The organism is Rothia sp. HMSC067H10, from assembly GCF_001810635.1.
Lineage (GTDB): Bacteria > Actinomycetota > Actinomycetes > Actinomycetales > Micrococcaceae > Rothia > Rothia dentocariosa.
Genome location: NZ_KV802312.1, coordinates 59,076 through 80,428, shown reverse-complemented (window position 1 = coordinate 80,428; position 21,353 = coordinate 59,076). Strand labels below are relative to the sequence as shown.

The following is a 21,353-nucleotide window of genomic DNA, read 5'->3' as shown; positions in this document are numbered from 1 at the left end:
GGCAAGGATACACGCCTTTGCTTCGCAGTCCTGCCTGACTCTCATGCTGAGGTTCATTATTTTATTTTTTCATATCGTTTGAGTGTCCTGGGAATCTATCATGAGGAAATCTCGAAAACCAGAATTACTCCTTAAAAATGCGGTTATTTCACATTCAGGATTCTCTCATTCTTTTTCCAGAAACCTCTATGCCGAATAAAGCATCAAATCAAAGAATCTATGCTCCGCATTCGTCTATGGTGAAAATAGGTAAATCATTAAAGGAGTAAATATCATGTCTACCCCCAACCACAAAATCCCCTCCGGCACTCAGCCGCAGGGTTCAGGGCAGTCTCCTCAGACACCAGCCGGGTATTCATACCCTCAGGCACAGATGCCTTGGCAGGGCCAAAACCCACAAACAACGTGGTATTCTGATCCATCACAGGCAACGATGCAGGCTCCCCAGCAGACCACCCGTTCTTTGACCCGCCGCCGTGCCGAAGATCTTTTCCTCAATGTCTTGCTTTACTTGGGCTCATTGCTCCTCATCGGTTCTGCAGCGCTGTTCATCACCTCAATCACCTCGCAAGATAGGACCAGCGTTATTCTTCGTGTAGCTGGCCTAGGATTAGGTAGTTTACTTTTCTACAGCGCAGGTCTTATTACCTACAAAACCGTGGTACGTTTGCGCATCGCATCCTACTCATTCACCGCCACAGGTTTAGCACTTTTACCCCTTACCGGTATCGCAACCTATGTTCTGGGACTTTGGAATGACGGAAGCCTCATCTGGCTGCTGGTCTCACTCGTTGGCACAGCTGCGATTATTCTGGCCTGCTCTTTTATGCGCAACAGGGTGATGGCTTATGTTCTTATTTCTTTCTTCGTCTCGGATGCGCTTGCCGCCACGAACGTAGCTGCTCTCCCCTTTGTGTGGTACTTCGTCGCGCTCACAGTACTCGCCATTATCCTGGGCCTGCTCATACGCCTGAATTCGCGCCTTGTACCTACCGGTTTGCGTGAGGGTCTTTTAGAATCCTCCCGTATTTTCGTTCCCGTCACAGCGGTCGTTGTGCTCTTCTTTATACCGCAGATGAGCAGCTCTGATATGGGCATAGTCTTCTCCGTTATGTCGGCTCACGCTTTCGTCTTTACTACTCTGGAACGCAAGCTTGACTACTACGTTCAGGCTCGCCTCTACCCGTTCATCGCCCTGATCAGTTTCGGCTGGGGCTTAGAGAGGCCCGTTACCGTCACAATTGTCCTCATGGGCCTATATACGCTGCACCTTCTCGCAGTCTTGGTAGGGTACCCCCTTATGCAGCGTGAAATGAAGGCGAATCTACCTAAGCATCCCATCATGCGCTGGAATGTTCGGATTGATACTTATATAAGCATTATTTTTGCTGCATTCGTCACTTTTATCGAAATGCCACATGTACTTCTGACCAATATAAATTCTTTCCCAACTGGGCTAGAATTTATGCTGCTTGTGCATCTAGACGGTGTTACCTTTCCGCGTGCATGGGTATTTGCTGTGCTTTGTGTGGGTATTATTACTGCCTACCGCAAATATCTCCCCGCTCAGGAGTACATATACCTAATCGCTGGAATAAGCGGCGGGCTAAGCCTGATGCTGCTAGGCCAGCACGAATCCGCTTTCTACCTGTACTTCGTAACAGCGGGTATTCTCATGCTCACCGCCCGCAGGCTTAAGCTACCTCAGCTCCTTGTATCGAGTACAACGAAGATATTCCTCTTCCTAGGTACTATGCACCTGCTCTTTACGCTTCAGCTCGGATGGGGCGTACAAGGTATCCTCCTAGCAGGTGCTCTCACCATTACCGCTCTTGGATTGTTCGCCGCGTTCCGTTACGAGATGCTACCCCAGAAACGTTCTCTAACAGCCTTCCGGGAAATTCTGGTGTACCTTGTTATGGCAGTTGTATTCTTTCTGCTGCGTTCGATCTTCACGTGGACTCCCCGCGAGGTTGTTGACCCAGCCCTTGATACCTCGCTCTATGTTGTCGCTCTTCTCGCGGTTTTGGCTCTTGGCTTCTTGACGCTCCGAGCATCGAGTGCGTATAAAGATCAAAAGATTGTGCCTCTCATCTGTATCTATCTCACGTTAGGCGGTTTAGGCGTTGCAGCAACATCGATGAACTACCTCTTCCCCACTGGGGACTGGTGGGCAGTCGGGGTTTTGGTTCTGACCAGCATCTATATGTTTGGAATGTCTTACATTATTCCTCAGAAAACCTCGGAACGTCATATTATGTTTATGACGTCTAGGTTCCCGATGCTGGGGTCAGTCATTGTGCTGTGGGCTTCCAATAGCATTGCCTCTGATCAGGTATTCCTCACTGCCTCTGGACTGCTCCTTATTCAAGGTCTGCTGAGCGGAATCCTGTACATGACTCGCCGCCAGCCACGCGAACGGATCGTGTTCTACATTATCTTCTACACAGCGTGTCTGCCCGGTTTCATCGCTCCCTTCGCGTACTCAGACAACGCTCTGTTCACCGCCATCTTCTGTCCCCTTGCTGTTCTAGTACTGTGGGGGCTCGGGGAGGCAGCAAACCTGGCTATGCTCCGAGTATGCGCCTCTATCGCGTTGCTCTTGACAGGTTATACCGTTACCAATCATATGCTGAACCTCAATCACGCACGGTTCTCTGAATATGTTATCTACCAGGGGCTTGCCGCTGCCCTATGCAGTGCAGTCCTCTACGGTCTAACAACCCTGCTGAAGCGCGAAATCTCCGGCAAGTATGATTCGCTTCAGCCTCTTAACGTGCAGTTGGAGAACTCAGAGCAAGTTATTCAGCTTCCGCTCCACGGACCTGCCCGGTCCTCGAAAAACTATTTGGTTTCTCAGCGCAATGACAGCACCCGATTCTACGGTCCGCACAACACCTTTTTGATGGTTCCGGCGATCATAGCTATCGCCTTCTGGACTTTTGCTTCGATTGCTTCCGAAGATACGGTACAGAGCGCCCTGCTGTGGGGTCTTACAGCTTTGAGCTTTGCCTCCGTCAGCACTAAACGCATGCTGCCAACAGCCATCGTTGCCGCACCGGTGGCATTTACTACACGAATCCTTCTGGATTTCTCGGTGACAGGATTCTTCCAGAGCCTGCTGGAAGCTGCGATCCTCATTCTGCTTGCTGTTGTGGCATCTAAGATACTCCGGAACCTCATCGAGAAACACCCCGCTCAGCAAGGTATCTCTGCGGCGTTGCTCTACACGGCTATAGGATTACAGGGGCTCCTCACCATCATGGCATGGGGCGCTGGTTACCTTCAGCAAGGTGCGGTCATCATGCTCGTGGGCATTCTCCTGACTGTACTCGTCAGCGTTGTTCTTGACCGTATCTGGGTATTTGTCAGCGCGGCTCTCGTTACAGTAGATCTTGCGCTTCTACTCAACGGGCTCAACCCGCTCACGCTCATGATTATCTCGGTACTTCTCATTGCTGGTGTTGTATGGCGTTTGCTGGCTCGCGATCAGGGGCCTTCAGCGGATAAACAAGCTCCCGCTCTTCCGCAGAACCCGTATCAGGGCGCGCCTGCCGGATTCGTTCCTCCAAATGCTGCATCCGCACCTTATGGACAGGCGCCATGGGCAGGGCAGCAACCTTACCAAGGCTATAACCAGCCCAATGGTCAGACGCAGTATCCGGGGTACTCACAACAGCACAACAATCCGAACGGAAATATTCAAGCCTAGAATATTCCTGATGTTCTAGCTCCTACAAAAGAGCCTTGATGGTGAACAAAGTGTTGGAAACTTCGCTTCATTCACTATCAAGGCTCTTTTATGGAGAGGATAAGGGAGGCACGGGTAAGGTGAAGTAATGCAATCCCGGACTATTCACCCCGTTACCTTTTAGCGTGTTCTAGAAAAGCCTGCCCAAGCAGGACACGCTAAAAGAAGGTACCCGATCTACCCCGGCATGCCCTCCCCCAGCCGTGCTTATGGTTAGGGGGTGTACTGCCACTGGGGTTAGATGCCAAACATAAACTATCGCTCACAGAAGCGCCCTCTCTGCGGAGTGTTAAACGTAGAAGTCCCCCTGCATTCAATGATGCAGGGGGACTTCTAAAATCGCTAGCGTTGAAAGATCAAACTGTTCAACGCATCATCAGCGAATTGTCGTTGCTACGGCAATTACTTGATGATCTTGGTAACGCGACCCGAACCAACGGTGCGGCCACCCTCACGGATAGCGAAGCCGAGGCCCTCTTCCATAGCGATAGGCTGGATCAGCTCAACGCTCATCTCGGTGTTGTCACCGGGCATAACCATTTCGGTGCCCTCGGGGAGCTTGATAACACCGGTCACGTCAGTAGTACGGAAGTAGAACTGAGGACGGTAGTTCGAGTAGAAGGGGTTGTGGCGACCGCCCTCATCCTTAGAGAGGATGTAGACGTTTGCTTCGAACTCGGTGTGAGGGGTGATGGAGCCCGGCTCCACAACAACCTGACCACGCTCAACGTCGTCACGCTTGAGACCACGCAGAAGCAGACCACAGTTCTCGCCTGCCCATGCTTCGTCGAGCTGCTTGTGGAACATCTCGATACCGGTCACGGTGGTCTTCTGGATGGGGCGGATACCAACGATCTCAACCTCAGAGTTGATCTTCAGGGTACCGCGCTCTGCACGACCGGTCACAACGGTACCGCGACCGGTAATGGTGAAGACGTCCTCAATGGGCATAAGGAAGGGCTTGTCGGTCTCACGAACCGGATCCGGAATGTAGGTGTCAACTGCTTCCATGAGCTCCTCAACCTTAGCAACCCACTCGGGGTCACCTTCGAGAGCCTTCAGAGCGGACACGCGGATCACGGGAGCGTCATCACCGTCGAACTCCTGCGAGGAGAGGAGGTCACGAACCTCCATCTCGACGAGGTCGAGAAGCTCTTCGTCATCAACCATGTCAGCCTTGTTCAGTGCCACCAGCAGGGTGGGCACGCCAACCTGGCGAGCGAGCAGCACGTGCTCACGGGTCTGCGCCATGGGACCGTCGGTAGCAGCAACCACGAGGATTGCGCCGTCCATCTGTGCAGCACCGGTAATCATGTTCTTGACGTAGTCAGCGTGACCGGGAGCGTCAACGTGTGCGTAGTGACGCTTCTCAGTCTGGTACTCAATGTGAGCGATGTTAATGGTAATACCGCGCTGGCGCTCCTCAGGAGCGCTGTCGATCATACCGAAGTCGCGCTGTTCGTTCAGGTCCGGGTACTTGTCAGCCAGAACCTTGGAGATAGCAGCGGTCAGGGTGGTCTTACCGTGGTCAACGTGACCAATGGTACCGACGTTAACGTGAGGCTTGGAGCGCTCGAACTTAGCCTTAGCCAAGAGTGTTCCTCCTAGAACGTATTGAAAACATGCACCCGGATCTTCGCTCCGGCGCAACCCGCAAAAAACGGTCTAGCGTCTAGAATAGCGGATTACGCGGCAGAGATGAAACTGTCCATGCCTTCAATGGTGGATTTTTATTTAAAAATTTTAGTGAGGGGTCACGGGCTTCTCAACCCGCGGCCCTCAGGAAAGAGACGGGAAATTACTCGCCGCGGCTCTTCTGAATGATCTCGTCAGCGACGTTCTTGGGAACCTCGCCGTAGCTGTCGAATGCCATCGAGAATACTGCACGACCCTGGGTCTTACCACGCAGATCGCCAATGTAGCCGAACATCTCGGTCAACGGTACGAGAGCCTTGACGATCTTGACGCCGGATGCATCCTCCATGGAACGCACGTGACCACGACGAGAGTTCAGGTCGCCAATAACGTCGCCCATGTACTCTTCGGGGGTACGCACCTCAACGTCCATCAGCGGTTCCAGCAGGACAGGGTTAGCGCGCTTAGCGCCTTCCTTGAAGACCATAGAACCAGCGATCTTGAACGCCATTTCAGAGGAGTCGACATCGTGGTAGGCACCGTCGATCAGGGTCGCTTTCACGCCGACCATCGGGTAACCAGCCAGAACACCAAACTTCATAGCGTCCTGAATACCAGCGTCAACAGAAGGAATGTACTCGCGAGGCACGCGACCACCGGTCACCTTATCCTCAAACTCATACAGTTCCTCGCCATCCAGAGGCAGCGGCTCGAAGGAAACCTGCACCTTCGCGAACTGACCGGAACCACCGGTCTGCTTCTTGTGGGTGTAGTCGACCTTCTCAACGGTCTTCTTAATGGTCTCGCGGTATGCAACCTGAGGCTTACCAACGTTAGCCTCAACCTTGAACTCACGCTTCATACGGTCAACGATGATGTCCAAGTGAAGCTCGCCCATACCACCGATTTCGGTCTGACCGGTCTCTTCGTTCAGCGACACGGTGAAGGTGGGGTCCTCAGCGGAGAGCTTCTGAATTGCGGTCGACATCTTCTCCTGGTCGCCCTTGGTCTTAGGCTCAATAGCCACGAAGATCACGGGAGCGGGGAAGGTCATCGACTCAAGCACAATGGGGTGCGAAGCGTCGCACAAGGTATCACCGGTAGTTGTATCTTTCAGACCGATCGCCGCATAAATGTGACCTGCGGTGATTTCCTCAACCGGGTTCTCCTTGTTGGAATGCATCTGGAAGAGCTTACCGAGACGCTCCTTCTTACCCTTAGTCGAGTTAAGAACCTGTTGCCCCTGAGCCGCGTGACCGGAGTACACACGGGTATAGGTAAGCTGACCGTAGAACGGGTGAGCTGCAACCTTGAAAGCTAAGGCCGCGAAAGGCTCATCAACGGAAGCCTTACGGGACAGTTTCTCTTCCTCATTCGAGGGACTAGAGCCCTCCACATCGGGAACATCCAGCGGAGAAGGCAGGTAGTCGATCACAGCATCCAGCATGGGCTGAACACCACGGTTCTTGAATGCGGAACCGCAGAGTACGGGGAATGATTCGCCGTTGATGGTCAGCTGGCGAATACCAGCCTTGAGCTCATCAATCGTGAGCTCTTCACCTTCGAGGTACTTCTCCATGAGTTCCTCGCTGGACTCGGCAACAGCTTCGACCAGCTCTGCACGGTACTCTTCAGCCTTAGCCTGCAGATCAGCGGGGATCTCCCGAGTTTCGTACTCTGCACCCATGGTCACGTCGCCCTTAGAGTCACCGGGCCATACATATGCCTTCATTTCGAGCAGGTCAACCACGCCGACGAAATCGCTCTCAGCACCAATGGGTAGCTGAATAACGAGCGGCTTAGCACCCAGGCGATCAATAATAGTCTGAACGGTGAAATAGAAGTCCGCACCCATCTTGTCCATCTTGTTAACGAAGCAGATGCGGGGAACGTCGTACTTATCAGCCTGACGCCACACGGTCTCAGACTGAGGCTCAACACCTTCCTTACCGTCAAATACCGCTACAGCGCCATCAAGCACGCGCAGCGAACGCTCCACCTCAACGGTGAAGTCAACGTGACCGGGGGTGTCAATAATATTGATCTGGTTGTCTTTCCAGAAGCAGGTGGTAGCTGCGGAGGTAATAGTAATACCTCGCTCCTGCTCCTGAGCCATCCAGTCCATAGTTGACGCACCATCGTGAGTCTCACCGATTTTGTGGTTAATACCGGTGTAGAACAGGATGCGCTCAGTAGTAGTGGTCTTACCGGCGTCAATATGCGCCATAATACCGATGTTGCGGACCTTGCTCAGGTCAGTGTACACATCAAGTGCCACGTTTTTCTCCCTAAATGAGATACTCCGAAAGCCTGCCAGGCTCCATAACCTCGACAGGCTATGAACAGAGAATTACCAACGGTAGTGTGCGAAGGCCTTGTTGGACTCGGCCATCTTGTGAGTGTCCTCGCGGCGCTTGACAGCGGCGCCGAGACCGTTGGAGGCATCCAGGATCTCGTTCATCAGACGCTCAGTCATAGTCTTTTCGCGGCGCTGCTTCGAGAAGCCAACCAACCAGCGAAGAGCTAGAGCAGTGGAACGGCCGGGGCGAACCTCGACCGGAACCTGGTAGGTTGCACCACCAACACGGCGGGAACGAACCTCAAGCGAGGGCTTGATGTTGTCCATGGCCTTCTTCAGGGTAACGACCGGATCAGAACCGGTCTTCTTCTCAACACCCTCAAGAGCACCGTATACGATGCGCTCTGCCACAGACTTCTTGCCGTCCAACAGGACCTTGTTAATGAGCTGGGTAACCAGCGCAGAACCGTAAACAGGATCGTTTACGAGGGGACGCTTGGGAGCGGGACCCTTACGAGGCATTACTTCTTCTCCTTCTTAGCGCCGTAGCGGGAGCGAGCCTGGCCGCGACCCTTAACACCCTGGGTATCCAGAGCACCACGAACGATCTTGTAACGAACACCGGGGAGGTCCTTCACACGGCCACCGCGAACGAGCACAATCGAGTGCTCCTGCAGGTTGTGACCCTCACCGGGAATGTATGCGGTAACCTCGATACCACCGTTGAGCTTGACACGAGCGACTTTACGCAGTGCCGAGTTCGGCTTCTTCGGGGTGGTGGTGTACACACGGGTACACACGCCACGCTTCATAGGGTTGCCCTTCAGTGCGGGCGCCTTGGTCTTAACGACCTTGGGAGTCCGGCCCTTACGGACCAGCTGCTGAATAGTAGGCACGTTTTCTCCGTTACTATGTGGACTTATCTGTCTTCAAGTCCTTGGGAACTTACTGGCATTTTGTGTTGCCACGAAATGCTCTCGGTTACAGAAGCCCGTAGCCCATCTAGGCACACGGGTTCTTGCTCTCAGCGAGATTTAAACTTATTTCTGATGAAAAAGTTTTTGGGCACACTCAAAAATGGCATTTAGGTGTCAGCACACAGGCAACACCAAAGGACGGTATCCATACTGCCATTGATTCGTTGACCCAAGACCTCACGATTAACTATCACAAGGAATCACGGTGGTGAATTCCACGCCGAGTCTAGGTACTTCGGATAAAGACTATACAGGTTAAAATCCTGTTAATCTAGCTGAACTCGGAGAGAACACCATCCATCACGGTAAATACACTATGGTATTCATCACTTGATACTGAAATAGAGTAGTCCTCTCCCCCTAGCTAACGTCAGGAGGCGGTCTCGGGAAGTTCCCGAAACCGCCTCCATCATCTAGGCTACTAGGCCCGATTCACAATCGAGTTTACGAACCCATTATGTGAGTCTTACTCAAGACCGCGGCCGTACTCATCCAAGGGAACGGCCATGTAGCCGCTGTTGGCGTAGGGGTACGGATCTTCACCTAGCTGGGTGAACGCGCTCTGGTAGCCGAAGCCATCAAACGCTTGCATCTGCTCCTCACGCGCCTTCTGGCTGGGCTCAACCTCAATATCGTTGTAGCGAGCCAAACCGGTACCGGCGGGAACCAGCTTACCGATGATGACGTTCTCCTTCAGACCAAGCAGCGGATCGGTCTTAGCCTCCATAGCAGCCTGGGTGAGAACGCGAGTGGTCTCCTGGAAGGATGCGGCAGACAGCCAGGACTCGGTGGCCAGCGAAGCCTTGGTGATACCCATCATCTCAGGACGGCCAGCGGCAGGTTTCTTGCCCTCAACGAGCGCCTTACGGTTAGCCTTCTGGAACACGATGTTATCCACGAGTTCACCGGGCAGCAGCTCGGTATCGCCAGACTCAATGACGGTCACGCGGCGGAGCATCTGACGCACAATAACCTCAACGTGCTTATCGTGGATCTCTACGCCCTGAGACTTGTACACGCCCTGAACCTCGCTCACCAGGTGCTTCTGCGCCTCACGAGGACCGCGAATACGCAGAACCTCCTTCGGATCAACCGCACCAGCAGCCAGCTGATCGCCCACCTGAACGTGGTCGCCGGTCTGCAGCTTCGAAGCCGCACGGCGAAGAACCGTGTAAGACTGCGGTTCGGAACCATCATCCGGGGTAATGACGATCTTGTACGACTTTTCGGTGTCCTCAATGGTCACACGGCCGGAAACCTCAGAAATCGGTGCCACGCCCTTAGGGGTACGAGCCTCAAAGAGCTCCTGAATACGGGGCAGACCCTGGGTAATATCGTCAGCCGATGCAACACCACCGGTGTGGAAGGTACGCATAGTCAGCTGAGTACCGGGCTCACCAATGGACTGAGCCGCGATAATGCCCACAGCCTCGCCAATATCAACCAGAACGTTCGATGCCATCGAGCGTCCGTAGCACAGGGCACATACGCCGATGCTGGACTCGCAGGTCAGCACAGAACGAACACGCAGTTCCTTCACGCCAGCCTTGAACAGATTCTCGATCAGCACATCCGAAACATCTTCACCAGCGGGTGCGATGACGTTACCGTCAGAATCCTTGACATCAATTGCCAAGGTACGACCGTGGATAGAAGTCTCAACATCCGGGTGGAGGTTGCCGTCGGCATCGATCAGCGGAAGTACCAAACCACGGCGAGTACCGCAGTCGTGTTCACGCACGATCACATCCTGCGAAACGTCCACCAGACGGCGGGTCAGGTAACCCGAGTTAGCGGTACGCAGCGCGGTATCGGCAAGACCCTTACGAGCACCGTGAGTTGCGATGAAGTACTCCAACACCGACAGCCCTTCACGGTAGGAGGACTTAATCGGGCGGGGCATAATCTCGCCCTTCGGGTTAGACACCAGACCGCGGATACCCGCAATCTGACGAACCTGCATCCAGTTACCACGTGCGCCAGAGGTAACCATGCGGTAGATGGTATTCAGACCACCGTTGTCGCTCAGATTCTCGCGCATAGCCTCAGCGACCGTATCGGTAGCTTCGGTCCAAATCTTGATGAGTTCCTCACGGCGCTCGTCGTCGCCAATCATACCGACATCAAACTCATCCTCAATCGCGGAGGCCTGCTTTTCGTAGCGTTCCATAATCGCGGGCTTAGTCGCCGGGGTCGCGATATCAGAAACGGCGACGGTCACGCCCGAACGCGAAGCCCAGTAGAAGCCAGCGTTTTTGAGGTTATCCAGGGTACGCGCCACGATATCCATCGGGTACTTCTCAGCAAGATCGTTAATGAGCTTGCCCAGCCCCTTCTTATCTGCAATGCCAGAGAACCACGGGTAATCCTTCGGCAAAGTCTGGTTGAACAGAATCTGACCGACAGTGCACTCCAGCAGAATCGGATCGCCAGGCGTGTAACCCTCAGGGGCTTCCCAACCCTCGGGCGCTACAAACTCATCACCAGAGAGACGCACCTTAATCTTGGTGTACAGCTCAATATCGTGACGATCCATCGCCATCAGAGCTTCAGCAATCGACGAGAATGCGTGACCCTCGTTCTTCTCACCTTCGCGTGTGGTGGTCAAGTGGTACAAGCCAATGATCATATCCTGCGAAGGCACAGCTACCGGACGACCGTCCGAAGGCTTCAAGATGTTGTTCGAGGAGAGCATCAAGATGCGCGCCTCAGCCTGAGCCTCGGGCGAGAGCGGCAGGTGAACCGCCATCTGGTCGCCGTCGAAGTCAGCGTTGAACGCAGAACACACGAGCGGATGCAGCTGAATAGCCTTACCCTCAACCAGCTTCGGCTCGAACGCCTGAATACCCAGACGGTGCAGGGTAGGTGCACGGTTCAGCAGCACAGGATGCTCGGTAATGATCTCTTCGAGAACATCCCACACCTGCGGGCGGAAACGCTCAACCATACGCTTTGCACTCTTAATGTTCTGCGCGTGCGAAAGCTCCACCAGGCGCTTCATGACGAAGGGCTTGAACAGCTCCAGCGCCATCTGCTTCGGCAGACCGCACTGATGCATTTCCAGCTGCGGACCAACCACGATCACGGAACGGCCGGAGTAGTCCACGCGCTTACCGAGCAGGTTCTGGCGGAAACGACCCTGCTTACCCTTGAGCATATCGGAGAGCGACTTCAGCGGGCGGTTACCGGGGCCGGTCACGGGGCGACCACGACGACCGTTATCGAAGAGCGAATCCACAGCTTCCTGCAGCATGCGCTTTTCGTTGTTCACAATGATCTCGGGAGCGCCAAGCTCCAGCAGACGCTTGAGGCGGTTGTTACGGTTGATCACACGACGGTACAGGTCGTTCAGATCGGAAGTCGCAAAGCGACCGCCATCGAGCTGAACCATCGGGCGCAGCTCCGGCGGAATAACCGGAACAACATCCAGCACCATACCCAGCGGGGAGTTATTAGTGGTCAGGAAGGCGTTTACAACCTTCAGACGCTTGAGCGCGCGGGTCTTCTTCTGACCCTTACCGGTCTGAATGACCTCTTTCAGGGCCTCAGCTTCGGCCTCTAGATCGAAGGTTTCCAGGCGCTTCTTGATAGCCTCAGCACCCATTGCACCCTCAAAGTACAGGCCGTACTTATCGATCATGGAGCGGTAGAGCGCCTCATCACCCTCAAGGTCAGCAACCTTCAGGTTCTTAAAGCGATCCCAAACCTTCTCCAGGTGCTCAATTTCACGGTCGGCGCGCTTACGAACAGAAGCCATCTGACGCTCTGCATTATCGCGTAGCTTACGCTTTTCGGCTGTCTTCTTGCCGCCCTCGGCTTCAATACGGGCCAATTCCTGCTCAACTTCGCGGGAAATAGCGGCAATATCGGCGTCACGCTGAGACTCCAGCTCACGCTTTTCGCGGTCGTGTGCCGCCTGCAGGTTCGGCAGATCCTCGTGACGAGCTTCCTCGTCCACACTCGTGATCATGTAGGCGGCGAAGTAGATGACCTTTTCCAGGTCTTTGGGCGCCAAATCAAGCAGGTAGCCCAGGCGTGAAGGAACGCCCTTGAAGTACCAGATGTGGGTGACGGGTGCAGCCAGTTCAATATGGCCCATGCGCTCACGGCGCACTTTAGAGCGGGTCACTTCAACGCCGCAGCGCTCACACACAATACCCTTGAAGCGCACGCGCTTGTATTTACCGCAGTAGCACTCCCAGTCCTTGGTGGGACCAAAGATGCGCTCGTCGAAGAGGCCTTCCTTCTCCGGCTTCAGGGTACGGTAGTTGATGGTCTCGGGTTTCTTGACCTCGCCATAAGACCAACGACGGATATCGTCGGCGGTGGCAAGACCAATTCGCATCAAACCAAGCGAAGATTCGTTGGACATATCGGTCCTAATCTCTTTCTGTAGTTTCGAAGACTTGGGGTTGATGGGCGGGGCGAAAATCGTGCGTGACTACGCCCTGCCCGCGAAGGAGGGGCTGTGATTAGAGCTCGTCCACGGAGCTGGGCTCCTCGTGGGTTAGGCTCACGCCCATATCTTCTGCTGCCCGGAAGCCTTCTTCCTCCGAGTCGCTCATTTCAATGGTCTTCCCGTCGGTAGAAAGTACCTCGACGTTCAGGCACAGTGACTGCATTTCTTTAATAAGAACCTTGAAGGATTCGGGGATACCCGGTTCGGGGATATTCTCGCCCTTGACGATCGCCTCGTAAACCTTCACACGACCGGCCACATCGTCAGACTTGACGGTCAAGATTTCCTGCAGGGTGTAGGCGGCGCCGTATGCTTCCAGCGCCCACACTTCCATCTCACCGAAGCGCTGACCGCCGAACTGTGCCTTACCGCCCAACGGCTGCTGGGTAATCATCGAGTAAGGACCGGTGGAACGAGCGTGAATCTTGTCGTCCACCAGGTGGTGTAGCTTCAGGATGTACTGGTAACCCACCGAAATCGGGTCAGGGAACGGCTCACCCGAACGACCGTCAATCAGACGTGCCTTGCCGGAGCGAGTAATCAGACGATCGCCGTCACGGTTCGGATTCGCGTGATCCATCAAGTCGAAGAGCTCGTCCTCATGAGCGCCGTCGAACACGGGGGTTGCCAGGCGGGTGGGTCCGGATTCCTTCGGGAAATTCGGCATATTCTTCAGCCACGCCGGGTCACCCTCAATCTTCCACCCCTGCTTAGCGAGCCAGCCGGTGTGAACCTCAAGCACCTGGCCGATGTTCATACGACCGGGCACGCCCAACGGGTTCAGAATGACATCAACGGGAGTACCGTCTTCCAAGAAGGGCATGTCTTCGACCGGCAGGATCTTGGAAATAACGCCCTTGTTACCGTGGCGACCTGCAAGCTTGTCGCCGTCGGTAATCTTACGCTTCTGCGCAACGTACACGCGCACAAGCTTGTTAACGCCCGGGGGCAGATCGTCTTCATCGTCGCTTTCGCGGTCGAAGATGCGAACGCCGATCACGGTACCGGATTCACCGTGGGGAACCTTCAGAGAAGTATCACGAACTTCGCGGGACTTCTCGCCGAAGATTGCGCGCAGCAGGCGCTCTTCAGGGGTCAGCTCGGTCTCGCCCTTGGGGGTTACCTTACCGACCAGGATGTCGCCAGCCTCAACCTCGGCACCAATGTGGATAATACCGCGGTCATCCAGTGCAGAGAGAACTTCCTCAGAAACGTTGGGAATATCGCGGGTAATTTCTTCGGGACCCAGCTTGGTGTCACGAGCGTCAATTTCGTGCTCTTCGATATGAATCGAGGTCAGCACGTCCTCGGAAACCATGCGCTGGGAGAGGATAATCGCATCCTCATAGTTCAGACCTTCCCAGGGCATGTATGCCACGAGCAGGTTCTTACCCAGAGCGAGCTCACCGCCGTCGGTCGAAGGACCGTCCGCGATAACGTCACGCTCCTCCACACGCTGACCGGCCTTCACCACAACACGCTGGTTGTAGCAGTTGCCCGGGTTCGAACGGGAGAACTTCATGATCGGGTACGAGCTGGTGGTGCCGTCATCGTTGCGGACCAACACCAGATCGGCCGATACCTCGGATACCACGCCAGCCTTCTTCGCCAGCACGGAATCGCCGGAGTCAAGCGCAGCGTACTTCTCCATACCGGTACCAACGACGGGAGCCTCGGATTCCAACAGCGGCACAGCCTGGCGCTGCATGTTAGCGCCCATCAACGCACGGTTTGCGTCGTCGTGCTCAAGGTAGGGAATTAGAGCGGTTGCCACAGACACCATCTGACGCGGGGAAACGTCCATGTACTGCACAGCGCCAGGGGCAACCAGCACGGCCTCGCCAGAACCATCGCCTGCACGGCAGAGAACCTCGTCCTCAGCAAAGGTACGCTCGTTAGTCAGCGGGGCGTTCGCCTGCGCAATAATAACGCTCTTCTCGTCGTCGGCAGTCAGGTAACGCACCTTGTCGGTGACCTTACCATCTTCAACCACGCGGTAGGGGGTCTCGATAAAGCCGTAAGAGTTGATACGCCCGTAGGTTGCCAACGAACCGATCAGACCAATGTTCGGACCTTCAGGGGTTTCGATGGGGCACATACGACCGTAGTGCGAGGGGTGCACGTCGCGCACTTCCATGCCCGCGCGGTCGCGGGAAAGACCGCCGGGGCCCAGCGCCGAAAGACGACGCTTGTGGGTTAGCCCAGCCAGCGGGTTATTCTGATCCATGAACTGCGAAAGCTGCGAAGTACCGAAGAACTCTTTAATCGCTGCCACCACAGGGCGGATGTTCACTAAGGACTGCGGGGTGATGGAATCAACGTCCTGAGTGGTCATACGCTCACGCACCACACGCTCCATGCGGGAAAGACCGGTGCGAATCTGGTTCTCAATCAACTCGCCCACAGTGCGGATGCGGCGGTTACCGAAGTGGTCAATATCATCGATATCGATCTTAACGGAAATTTCCTTGCCGTCACGCTTACCGGGGATGCTGCTCTCCTGAGCGTGCAGGGCGCACAGGTAGTGAATCATCTGAGCGATGTCGTCCTGGCTGAGTACCGATGCCTCGGGAGAATCAAGAGGAACATCTACACCGAGCTTACGGTTCACCTTGTAACGACCAACCTTCGCCAGATCATAGCGGCGCGGGGTGAAGTACATGTTGTCGAGCAACGCCTGTGCGGCCTCTACCGTTGGGGGCTCGCCCGGGCGGAGCTTACGATAAATATCGAGCAGAGCCTCGTCGCGGGTTGAGACGGAGTCCTTCTCTAGGGTTGCACGAATAGAATCATAGTTCCCGAACTCGGCAAGAATCTTTGCCTCGGTCCATCCCAGAGCCTTCAACAGCACGGTCACAGACTGCTTACGCTTGCGGTCCAGGCGCACACCCACCTGATCGCGCTTGTCTATTTCAAGCTCAAACCATGCACCGCGCGAAGGAATAACGCGTGCTGAGTAGATGTCCTTATCGGAGGTGCGGTCGGGTGCCTTCTCGAAGTATGCACCGGGTGAACGCACCAGCTGGGAAACGACCACACGCTCGGTACCGTTGATCACGAAGGTACCGGATTCGGTCATGAGCGGGAAGTCGCCCATGAAGAGGGTCTGCTGCTTAACCTCACCGGTGGTCAGGTTCATGAATTCAGCTTTAACGTACAGGGGTGCCGCATAGGTTGCGTCACGATCCTTGCACTCTTCCATGGTGTACTTGGGATCGGAGAATTCCGGATCCGAGAAGGACAGCTGCATGGTTTCCTGGAAATCACGAATCGGGGAAATTTCCTCGAAGATCTCAGCAAGACCGGATTTCTCGGGAACAGAGGTGTCACCTGTTGCCTGAGCATTTTCCAGACGCTTTGCCCAGCGTTCGTTACCTACGAGGCGGTCGAAGCTGTCGGTCTGGATAGCCAGCAGGTTGGGAACCTTCAACGGTTCACTAATTTTTGCGAATGAGATACGACGGTCGGAATTGTTTTCCGCACCGTTAGCGGCGTCATGGTTAGAGGTGCTCGAAGCGACCAAAATGGGGATCCTTCCACAGACATGTCTGTTAGCAATCTGCCTCCCGGCGACAGAGCCGTAAGACATCATGATGAAGACCCCGAAAACGGTGTGCAAAGCTAGTAGATGTCGAACGGTTTTAACGTCACCTTCAGCCCGTGCCCACCGCTATATGAAGGCACAAAGGTCAGGGAAAGCGTAAATATTAACAATACACTATGCTCGCGCGTTTGTCTACCACACCCGTACAGCAGATGCAAGCGCCGGGTTCAAGTGAGCTTTTTACAGCCCTTCCGGAAGCTTCCGGGGTATATCTCCTAGGCTTTTGAAATCGCGTATGAGCACCCTCTCGCTCTCCCCTGCTAATCCTATTCTTCGCGCAAGAAAATACTGCCGTCAGGGTTGGTGTAAGACTCAACCGCCATACCCACTTTCACCAGTTTCGTGCCGTTTTGGAGCACCATCATCATACCGTGCTCAATATCCCACTCAGTCTCGGCTTCCACCACAATCAGCACATTGTTATTGTCCCAGGCAACCGTGCACCGATCCCAGATAGGATCCACAAGAGTCCACACCTGAGATTCGGGAATATCCGGCAAGTATTGTTCCCAGTCGTACTCATCCGCCATATCAAAATACATACGGTAGAACTGGTACACATAAGGGGTTGCCTGAGCAAAAATATCGGCATCGGGTGAACGGAAGTTGTTAATCGCGGCACGAATACGCTGCCACCCGGCAGAGTCAAGAGCCTGCATATCGAAACTAAACGTTACCGATACCTTCTTGAGCGCAGGCACGGCCACCGGGTCGCTCACATAGAGCTCTTCGTCAGCATCGTAGGTGAAGTTTATGATATTGGGGTCGTGGGTGTTATTAGATTTCATCGCTATCGCTTTCCTCCTATGTAAACTCTCATTTTTCACCACCGCGCCCCATGCGGTCTTTTTTAGCGAGCATGTTCTCGAATTGCTGTCTCCAGTTCTTCAAGAAACCGCGCGGTAGGCGGAGCGGGCTCTTCTTCCGACATAACACTTATCGGTGGGTGCGGGGGAAGACCTGGAATATGATGCACCCGCACTGCTGTTCCCTGTTTCTCAACGATAGACTGCGCGATTATGGCGCATCCCAGGTTTGCCGCAACCATCTCGCGGATGCTGTCCGGACTGTGCGTCTCAAAATCCACTCGCGGTTTGACTCCGATTACGCCGAATGCCTCGTTCAGCAGGTGGCGCAGACCGCTATCTGAGGGTAAGCAGACAAATGACTCATGCGCCACATCAGCCAGTGTACTTACATGACCCCTGCCAGCAAGCGGCGTGATGAGTACCAACCGTTCACTCGTAATTTCGGTTCGCTGCCATCCCTGACGTTCATCGGCAGCACCTGCAGGCCCGATCACCACATCAACCTGACCCGCTTCTAACTTACCCAGCAGTTCTGCAATAAGCCCGGTAGACAATGAAATCGTCACCTGTGGGTAACGTGCACGAAATCGACTCAGCAGACCAGCGACATCAAAATTACCGGTGAGTGGCGTGACGGCCACACGCACATGACCCGCTGAAACCGAGTGGAAAGACTGCATCAGCCGCTTGCCTTCTTCAAGGTTCGCCAACGCCAGCCGAGCATAGGGTAAAAATTGTTCCCCGGCAGCGCTGAGGGTCACAGTTCGGGAGCGGTTCAACAGCGTGACCCCTAGTTCCTTCTCCAGCCTTTTGACGTGTGCGGAAATAGCAGGCTGTGCCAGATGCAGGTCAGCAGCAGCTTTGGTGAACCCGCCACACCGTACGACTGCTTCAAAGGATTCCAAGTAGCGTAGTTCCATCTATCCATAATAAAACGTTATGGATTCTATAAAAACCTTGTCTTAGACATATAGAAGTGTGGGTGGAAAAATTTTTCATATGACATTACATCAACATACAGATAGTCCAGCCACCCGGAACCTCGGAGCTCTGAGGACCTCAGCCTTAGGCTTTGGCTGCATGGGTCTGTCTCAGGGGTACGGGTCTGCTGATGATACCGAGTCCATCGCGGCCATTCATGCTGCTCTTGATGCTGGGGTTACGCTGCTTGATACCGCAATAAGCTATGGTCAGGGGCATAACGAGGCGCTGGTAGGTCGCGCCATAGCATCCAGTGGCATGCCCCGCGAAAATCTGCAGATCGCAACTAAATTCGGCATTGTGCGGGGCGATCACGGTGTTCACCTGGATGCCCACCCGGACCGCGTTGCAGGTTACTGTGACGAGTCGCTGCGTCGCCTCGGAACTGAAACGATTGACCTGTACTACCTGCACCGTGTAGACCCGCAGGTGCCGATCGAAGAGTCAATTGGTGCGATGAGCGAGCTGGTATCCCAGGGGAAAGTACGCCATCTTGGAGTGTCTGAGGTGACGGCTGACCAGTTGCGCCGTGCCCACGCTATCCATCCGATTGCCGCCGTGCAATTTGAATGGTCGCTCATGTGGCGTGAACCTGAGGTAAATATTGTGCCAGCGGCACGCCAGCTGGGTGTGGGCCTAGTCCCCTATAGCCCTCTGGGCCGCGGGTTGCTTGGTGGAAGTCTCAGTACCACCAGTGTTGCCGAAAGCCCCTTCCGGGCGAATGACCCGCGGTTTAACGGTTCCAGTCTCACTGTTAATATGCGCCAAGTTGATGCCCTCGCCTCGTTTGCGCAATCCCGCTCCATGACCATGGCTCAGCTGGCTCTGGCGTGGCTTCTTGCGCAGGGCGACGATGTTGTTCCTATCCCCGGAACACGCAATGCGCAGAGGGCACAGGAAAATGCCGCGGCTATGCGCTACCACCTAGAGGCAAAAGACTTAGCCGCCCTGGAGAGCATGGTACCAACAAACGGTTGGGTGGGAGACCGCCAGTCTTTCGCCGTACCGGTAACCGCTCGACCAGTGTTCTAACCGACTGCACAATAAAGATAAAGAAAACGCTCGCCCTGAATGCCCCTGCGGCTTCCGGGCGAGCGCTCCCCTACCATTTTGGAGCTAACACTCCACCACGTTAACCGCCAGGCCACCCATTGAGGTTTCCTTGTAACGGTGTGACATATCCATGCCGGTTTGGCGCATCGTTTCGATCACTTGGTCTAGGGAAACACGATGCGCACCATCACCGCGCAGCGCCATGCGTGCCGCCGTGACTGCGTTCGACGCGGCCATCGCGTTGCGTTCAATGCACGGAATCTGCACCAACCCGCCCACAGGGTCACAAGTCAGCCCTAGGTTATGCTCCATCGCAATCTCTGCGGCGTTTTCAATCTGCTCGTTCGTACCGCCCAAAACCTGAGCAAGACCGGCGGCGGCCATCGAGCTGGCGCTGCCGACCTCTCCCTGACATCCCACCTCGGCACCGGAAATTGAGGCACGCTTCTTATACAGCACCCCGATTGCGGCGGCAGCCAAGAAAAAGTCGATCACCGCATCCTCACGCTTGCCCCGACCGCAATGCCGTATTCCGGGCGTATAGTTCATCGCATAGTGCAAAACCGCCGGAATAATGCCGGATGCACCATTCGTCGGTGCCGTCACCACGCGGCCACCAAACGCATTCTCTTCATTCACGGCGAGCGCGATTAGGTTCACCCAGTCAATGGCGTATTCGGGCGATTTATTAGGGTCTTCGGTCATTAGGTCGCGGTGCCATGCCCCGGCGCGGCAACGTACCTTGAGGGGCCCAGGCAGGTAACCAACACGCGATAGTGAAGACCCGATGCATTCCTTCATAACCTTGTAGATGTGCAGAATTCCTTGGCGTACCTCAGCCTCGCTGCGAAGCGAACATTCGTTCTTCATTTTGAGCTGGGCAATACTCATCCCGGTCTCGTTCGCCATATCTAGGAGCTCGGCGCCGGAACCGAACGGGTAGGGTGGGTGTTCCAGGGATGCTCCCCCGGTTGCGGGCTCGTCACCTTCGACAATAAATCCACCGCCGATGGAAAAATAGGTGCGCTCCAAAAGCATCTTCTCGCCCTCGAATGCGGCGATCTTAATACCGTTTGTGTGGCGCGGAAGCACTGTTAGGGGACGCAGGGTTATATCGAGTTCTCGGTAGTTCAGAACCGGTCCGTAAACTTTGCCCTCCTCGCCGCAGGGAGCCGTCGCACCGTACATACTGGAAGGATACCCGGCGAGCGGCAGAGTACCGTCCACGCTATTGCGCTCGATCATGGCGTCTGCCTCGGTGAGGCAGATAGTTTCGGGCACATGCCCGCACAGCCCTTTGAGCGCCGCGCTCATGGTACCGTGCCCTGCCCCGGTTGCGGCGAGTGATCCATACAGGTCAATATGCACTTTCGTGATGCGTGAGAGCAGGTTGGTGTCAATAAGTTCGGCGATAAAACGGTTGGAGGCGCGCATCGGCCCTACGGTGTGGGAGCTGGAAGGACCTATGCCGATGCTAAAGAGCTCGAACACGCTGATATCGTATTCGAGCGCTTCGGCTTGTTTTTGCACACTACTTGGAACGCCAGTATCTAGTGCCACATTATTCCTTCATCTGTGTGAGTATGCGCTTGCCCGCCAGGTTTTATATGCGGCGGTTCGTCCGTTTGTTGGGATTAGCTTCTGGGAGTACACCTGTAGGTTCTCCCGATGTAACCGCCCGAAGACGGTATGCAGCCTTCATCGTCTGCTGGTTTTCCCTGAGGTTTATGCTCACCGAGCACCTTGCAACCTGCTGAGTTCATCCTAGCTTACTTCACGTCATGG

11 protein-coding genes are annotated in these 21,353 nt (G+C 54.9%); 2 read left to right on the top strand and 9 right to left on the bottom strand.

Annotated features, from left to right (window positions below; all coding sequences use genetic code 11):
• The first annotated feature begins 274 nt into the window (after positions 1-274).
• Positions 275-3,712: a hypothetical protein gene (locus HMPREF2756_RS05545; protein WP_070619167.1), complete on the top strand. Its 3,438-nt coding sequence runs from the start codon at positions 275-277 to the stop codon at positions 3,710-3,712.
• Positions 3,713-4,153: 441 nt separating this feature from the next.
• Here the strand turns inward: HMPREF2756_RS05545 and tuf are convergent, their stop codons facing one another.
• From tuf to HMPREF2756_RS05505, 8 genes are all read right to left on the bottom strand, one after another.
• Complete coding sequence (gene tuf / locus HMPREF2756_RS05540; RefSeq protein WP_013397618.1) at positions 4,154-5,344, bottom strand: elongation factor Tu; 1,191 nt, start codon at positions 5,342-5,344, stop codon at positions 4,154-4,156.
• Positions 5,345-5,549: 205 nt separating this feature from the next.
• Positions 5,550-7,664 carry an elongation factor G gene (fusA, locus tag HMPREF2756_RS05535; protein WP_070619164.1) on the bottom strand — a complete coding sequence of 705 codons (2,115 nt, stop codon included), beginning with the start codon at positions 7,662-7,664 and terminating at the stop codon, positions 5,550-5,552.
• Between the two features lie 72 nt (positions 7,665-7,736).
• Complete coding sequence (rpsG, locus tag HMPREF2756_RS05530; RefSeq protein WP_004005291.1) at positions 7,737-8,207, bottom strand: 30S ribosomal protein S7; 471 nt, start codon at positions 8,205-8,207, stop codon at positions 7,737-7,739.
• A complete protein-coding gene (gene rpsL / locus HMPREF2756_RS05525) occupies positions 8,207-8,581 on the bottom strand; it encodes a 30S ribosomal protein S12 (RefSeq protein WP_004005292.1) in 375 nt (124 codons plus the stop codon). The genes rpsG and rpsL overlap by 1 nt, the downstream gene beginning before the upstream one ends.
• Before the next feature lie 547 nt (positions 8,582-9,128).
• The gene (locus HMPREF2756_RS05520) at positions 9,129-13,034 is read right to left on the bottom strand and encodes a DNA-directed RNA polymerase subunit beta' (RefSeq protein ID WP_070619161.1); all 3,906 of its coding nucleotides are present in this window, start codon (positions 13,032-13,034) and stop codon (positions 9,129-9,131) included.
• 100 nt (positions 13,035-13,134) lie between these two features.
• Complete coding sequence (gene rpoB / locus HMPREF2756_RS05515; protein ID WP_048779662.1) at positions 13,135-16,644, bottom strand: DNA-directed RNA polymerase subunit beta; 3,510 nt, start codon at positions 16,642-16,644, stop codon at positions 13,135-13,137.
• Positions 16,645-16,991: 347 nt separating this feature from the next.
• Positions 16,992-17,513 carry a DUF6985 domain-containing protein gene (locus HMPREF2756_RS05510; protein WP_048779660.1) on the bottom strand — a complete coding sequence of 174 codons (522 nt, stop codon included), beginning with the start codon at positions 17,511-17,513 and terminating at the stop codon, positions 16,992-16,994.
• A gap of 62 nt (positions 17,514-17,575) precedes the next feature.
• Complete coding sequence (locus HMPREF2756_RS05505) at positions 17,576-18,454, bottom strand: LysR family transcriptional regulator (protein WP_048779658.1); 879 nt, start codon at positions 18,452-18,454, stop codon at positions 17,576-17,578.
• A 79-nt stretch (positions 18,455-18,533) separates the two neighbouring features.
• Between HMPREF2756_RS05505 and HMPREF2756_RS05500 the strand changes: the two genes are divergently transcribed.
• Positions 18,534-19,547 (top strand): aldo/keto reductase, encoded by a 1,014-nt coding sequence (locus HMPREF2756_RS05500; protein WP_070619158.1) that lies wholly within the window; start codon positions 18,534-18,536, stop codon positions 19,545-19,547.
• An 84-nt stretch (positions 19,548-19,631) separates the two neighbouring features.
• Here the strand turns inward: HMPREF2756_RS05500 and HMPREF2756_RS05495 are convergent, their stop codons facing one another.
• Positions 19,632-21,128, bottom strand: coding sequence for an L-serine ammonia-lyase (locus HMPREF2756_RS05495; protein WP_053090941.1), 1,497 nt, complete (start codon positions 21,126-21,128; stop codon positions 19,632-19,634).
• Positions 21,129-21,353: the final 225 nt, after the last annotated feature.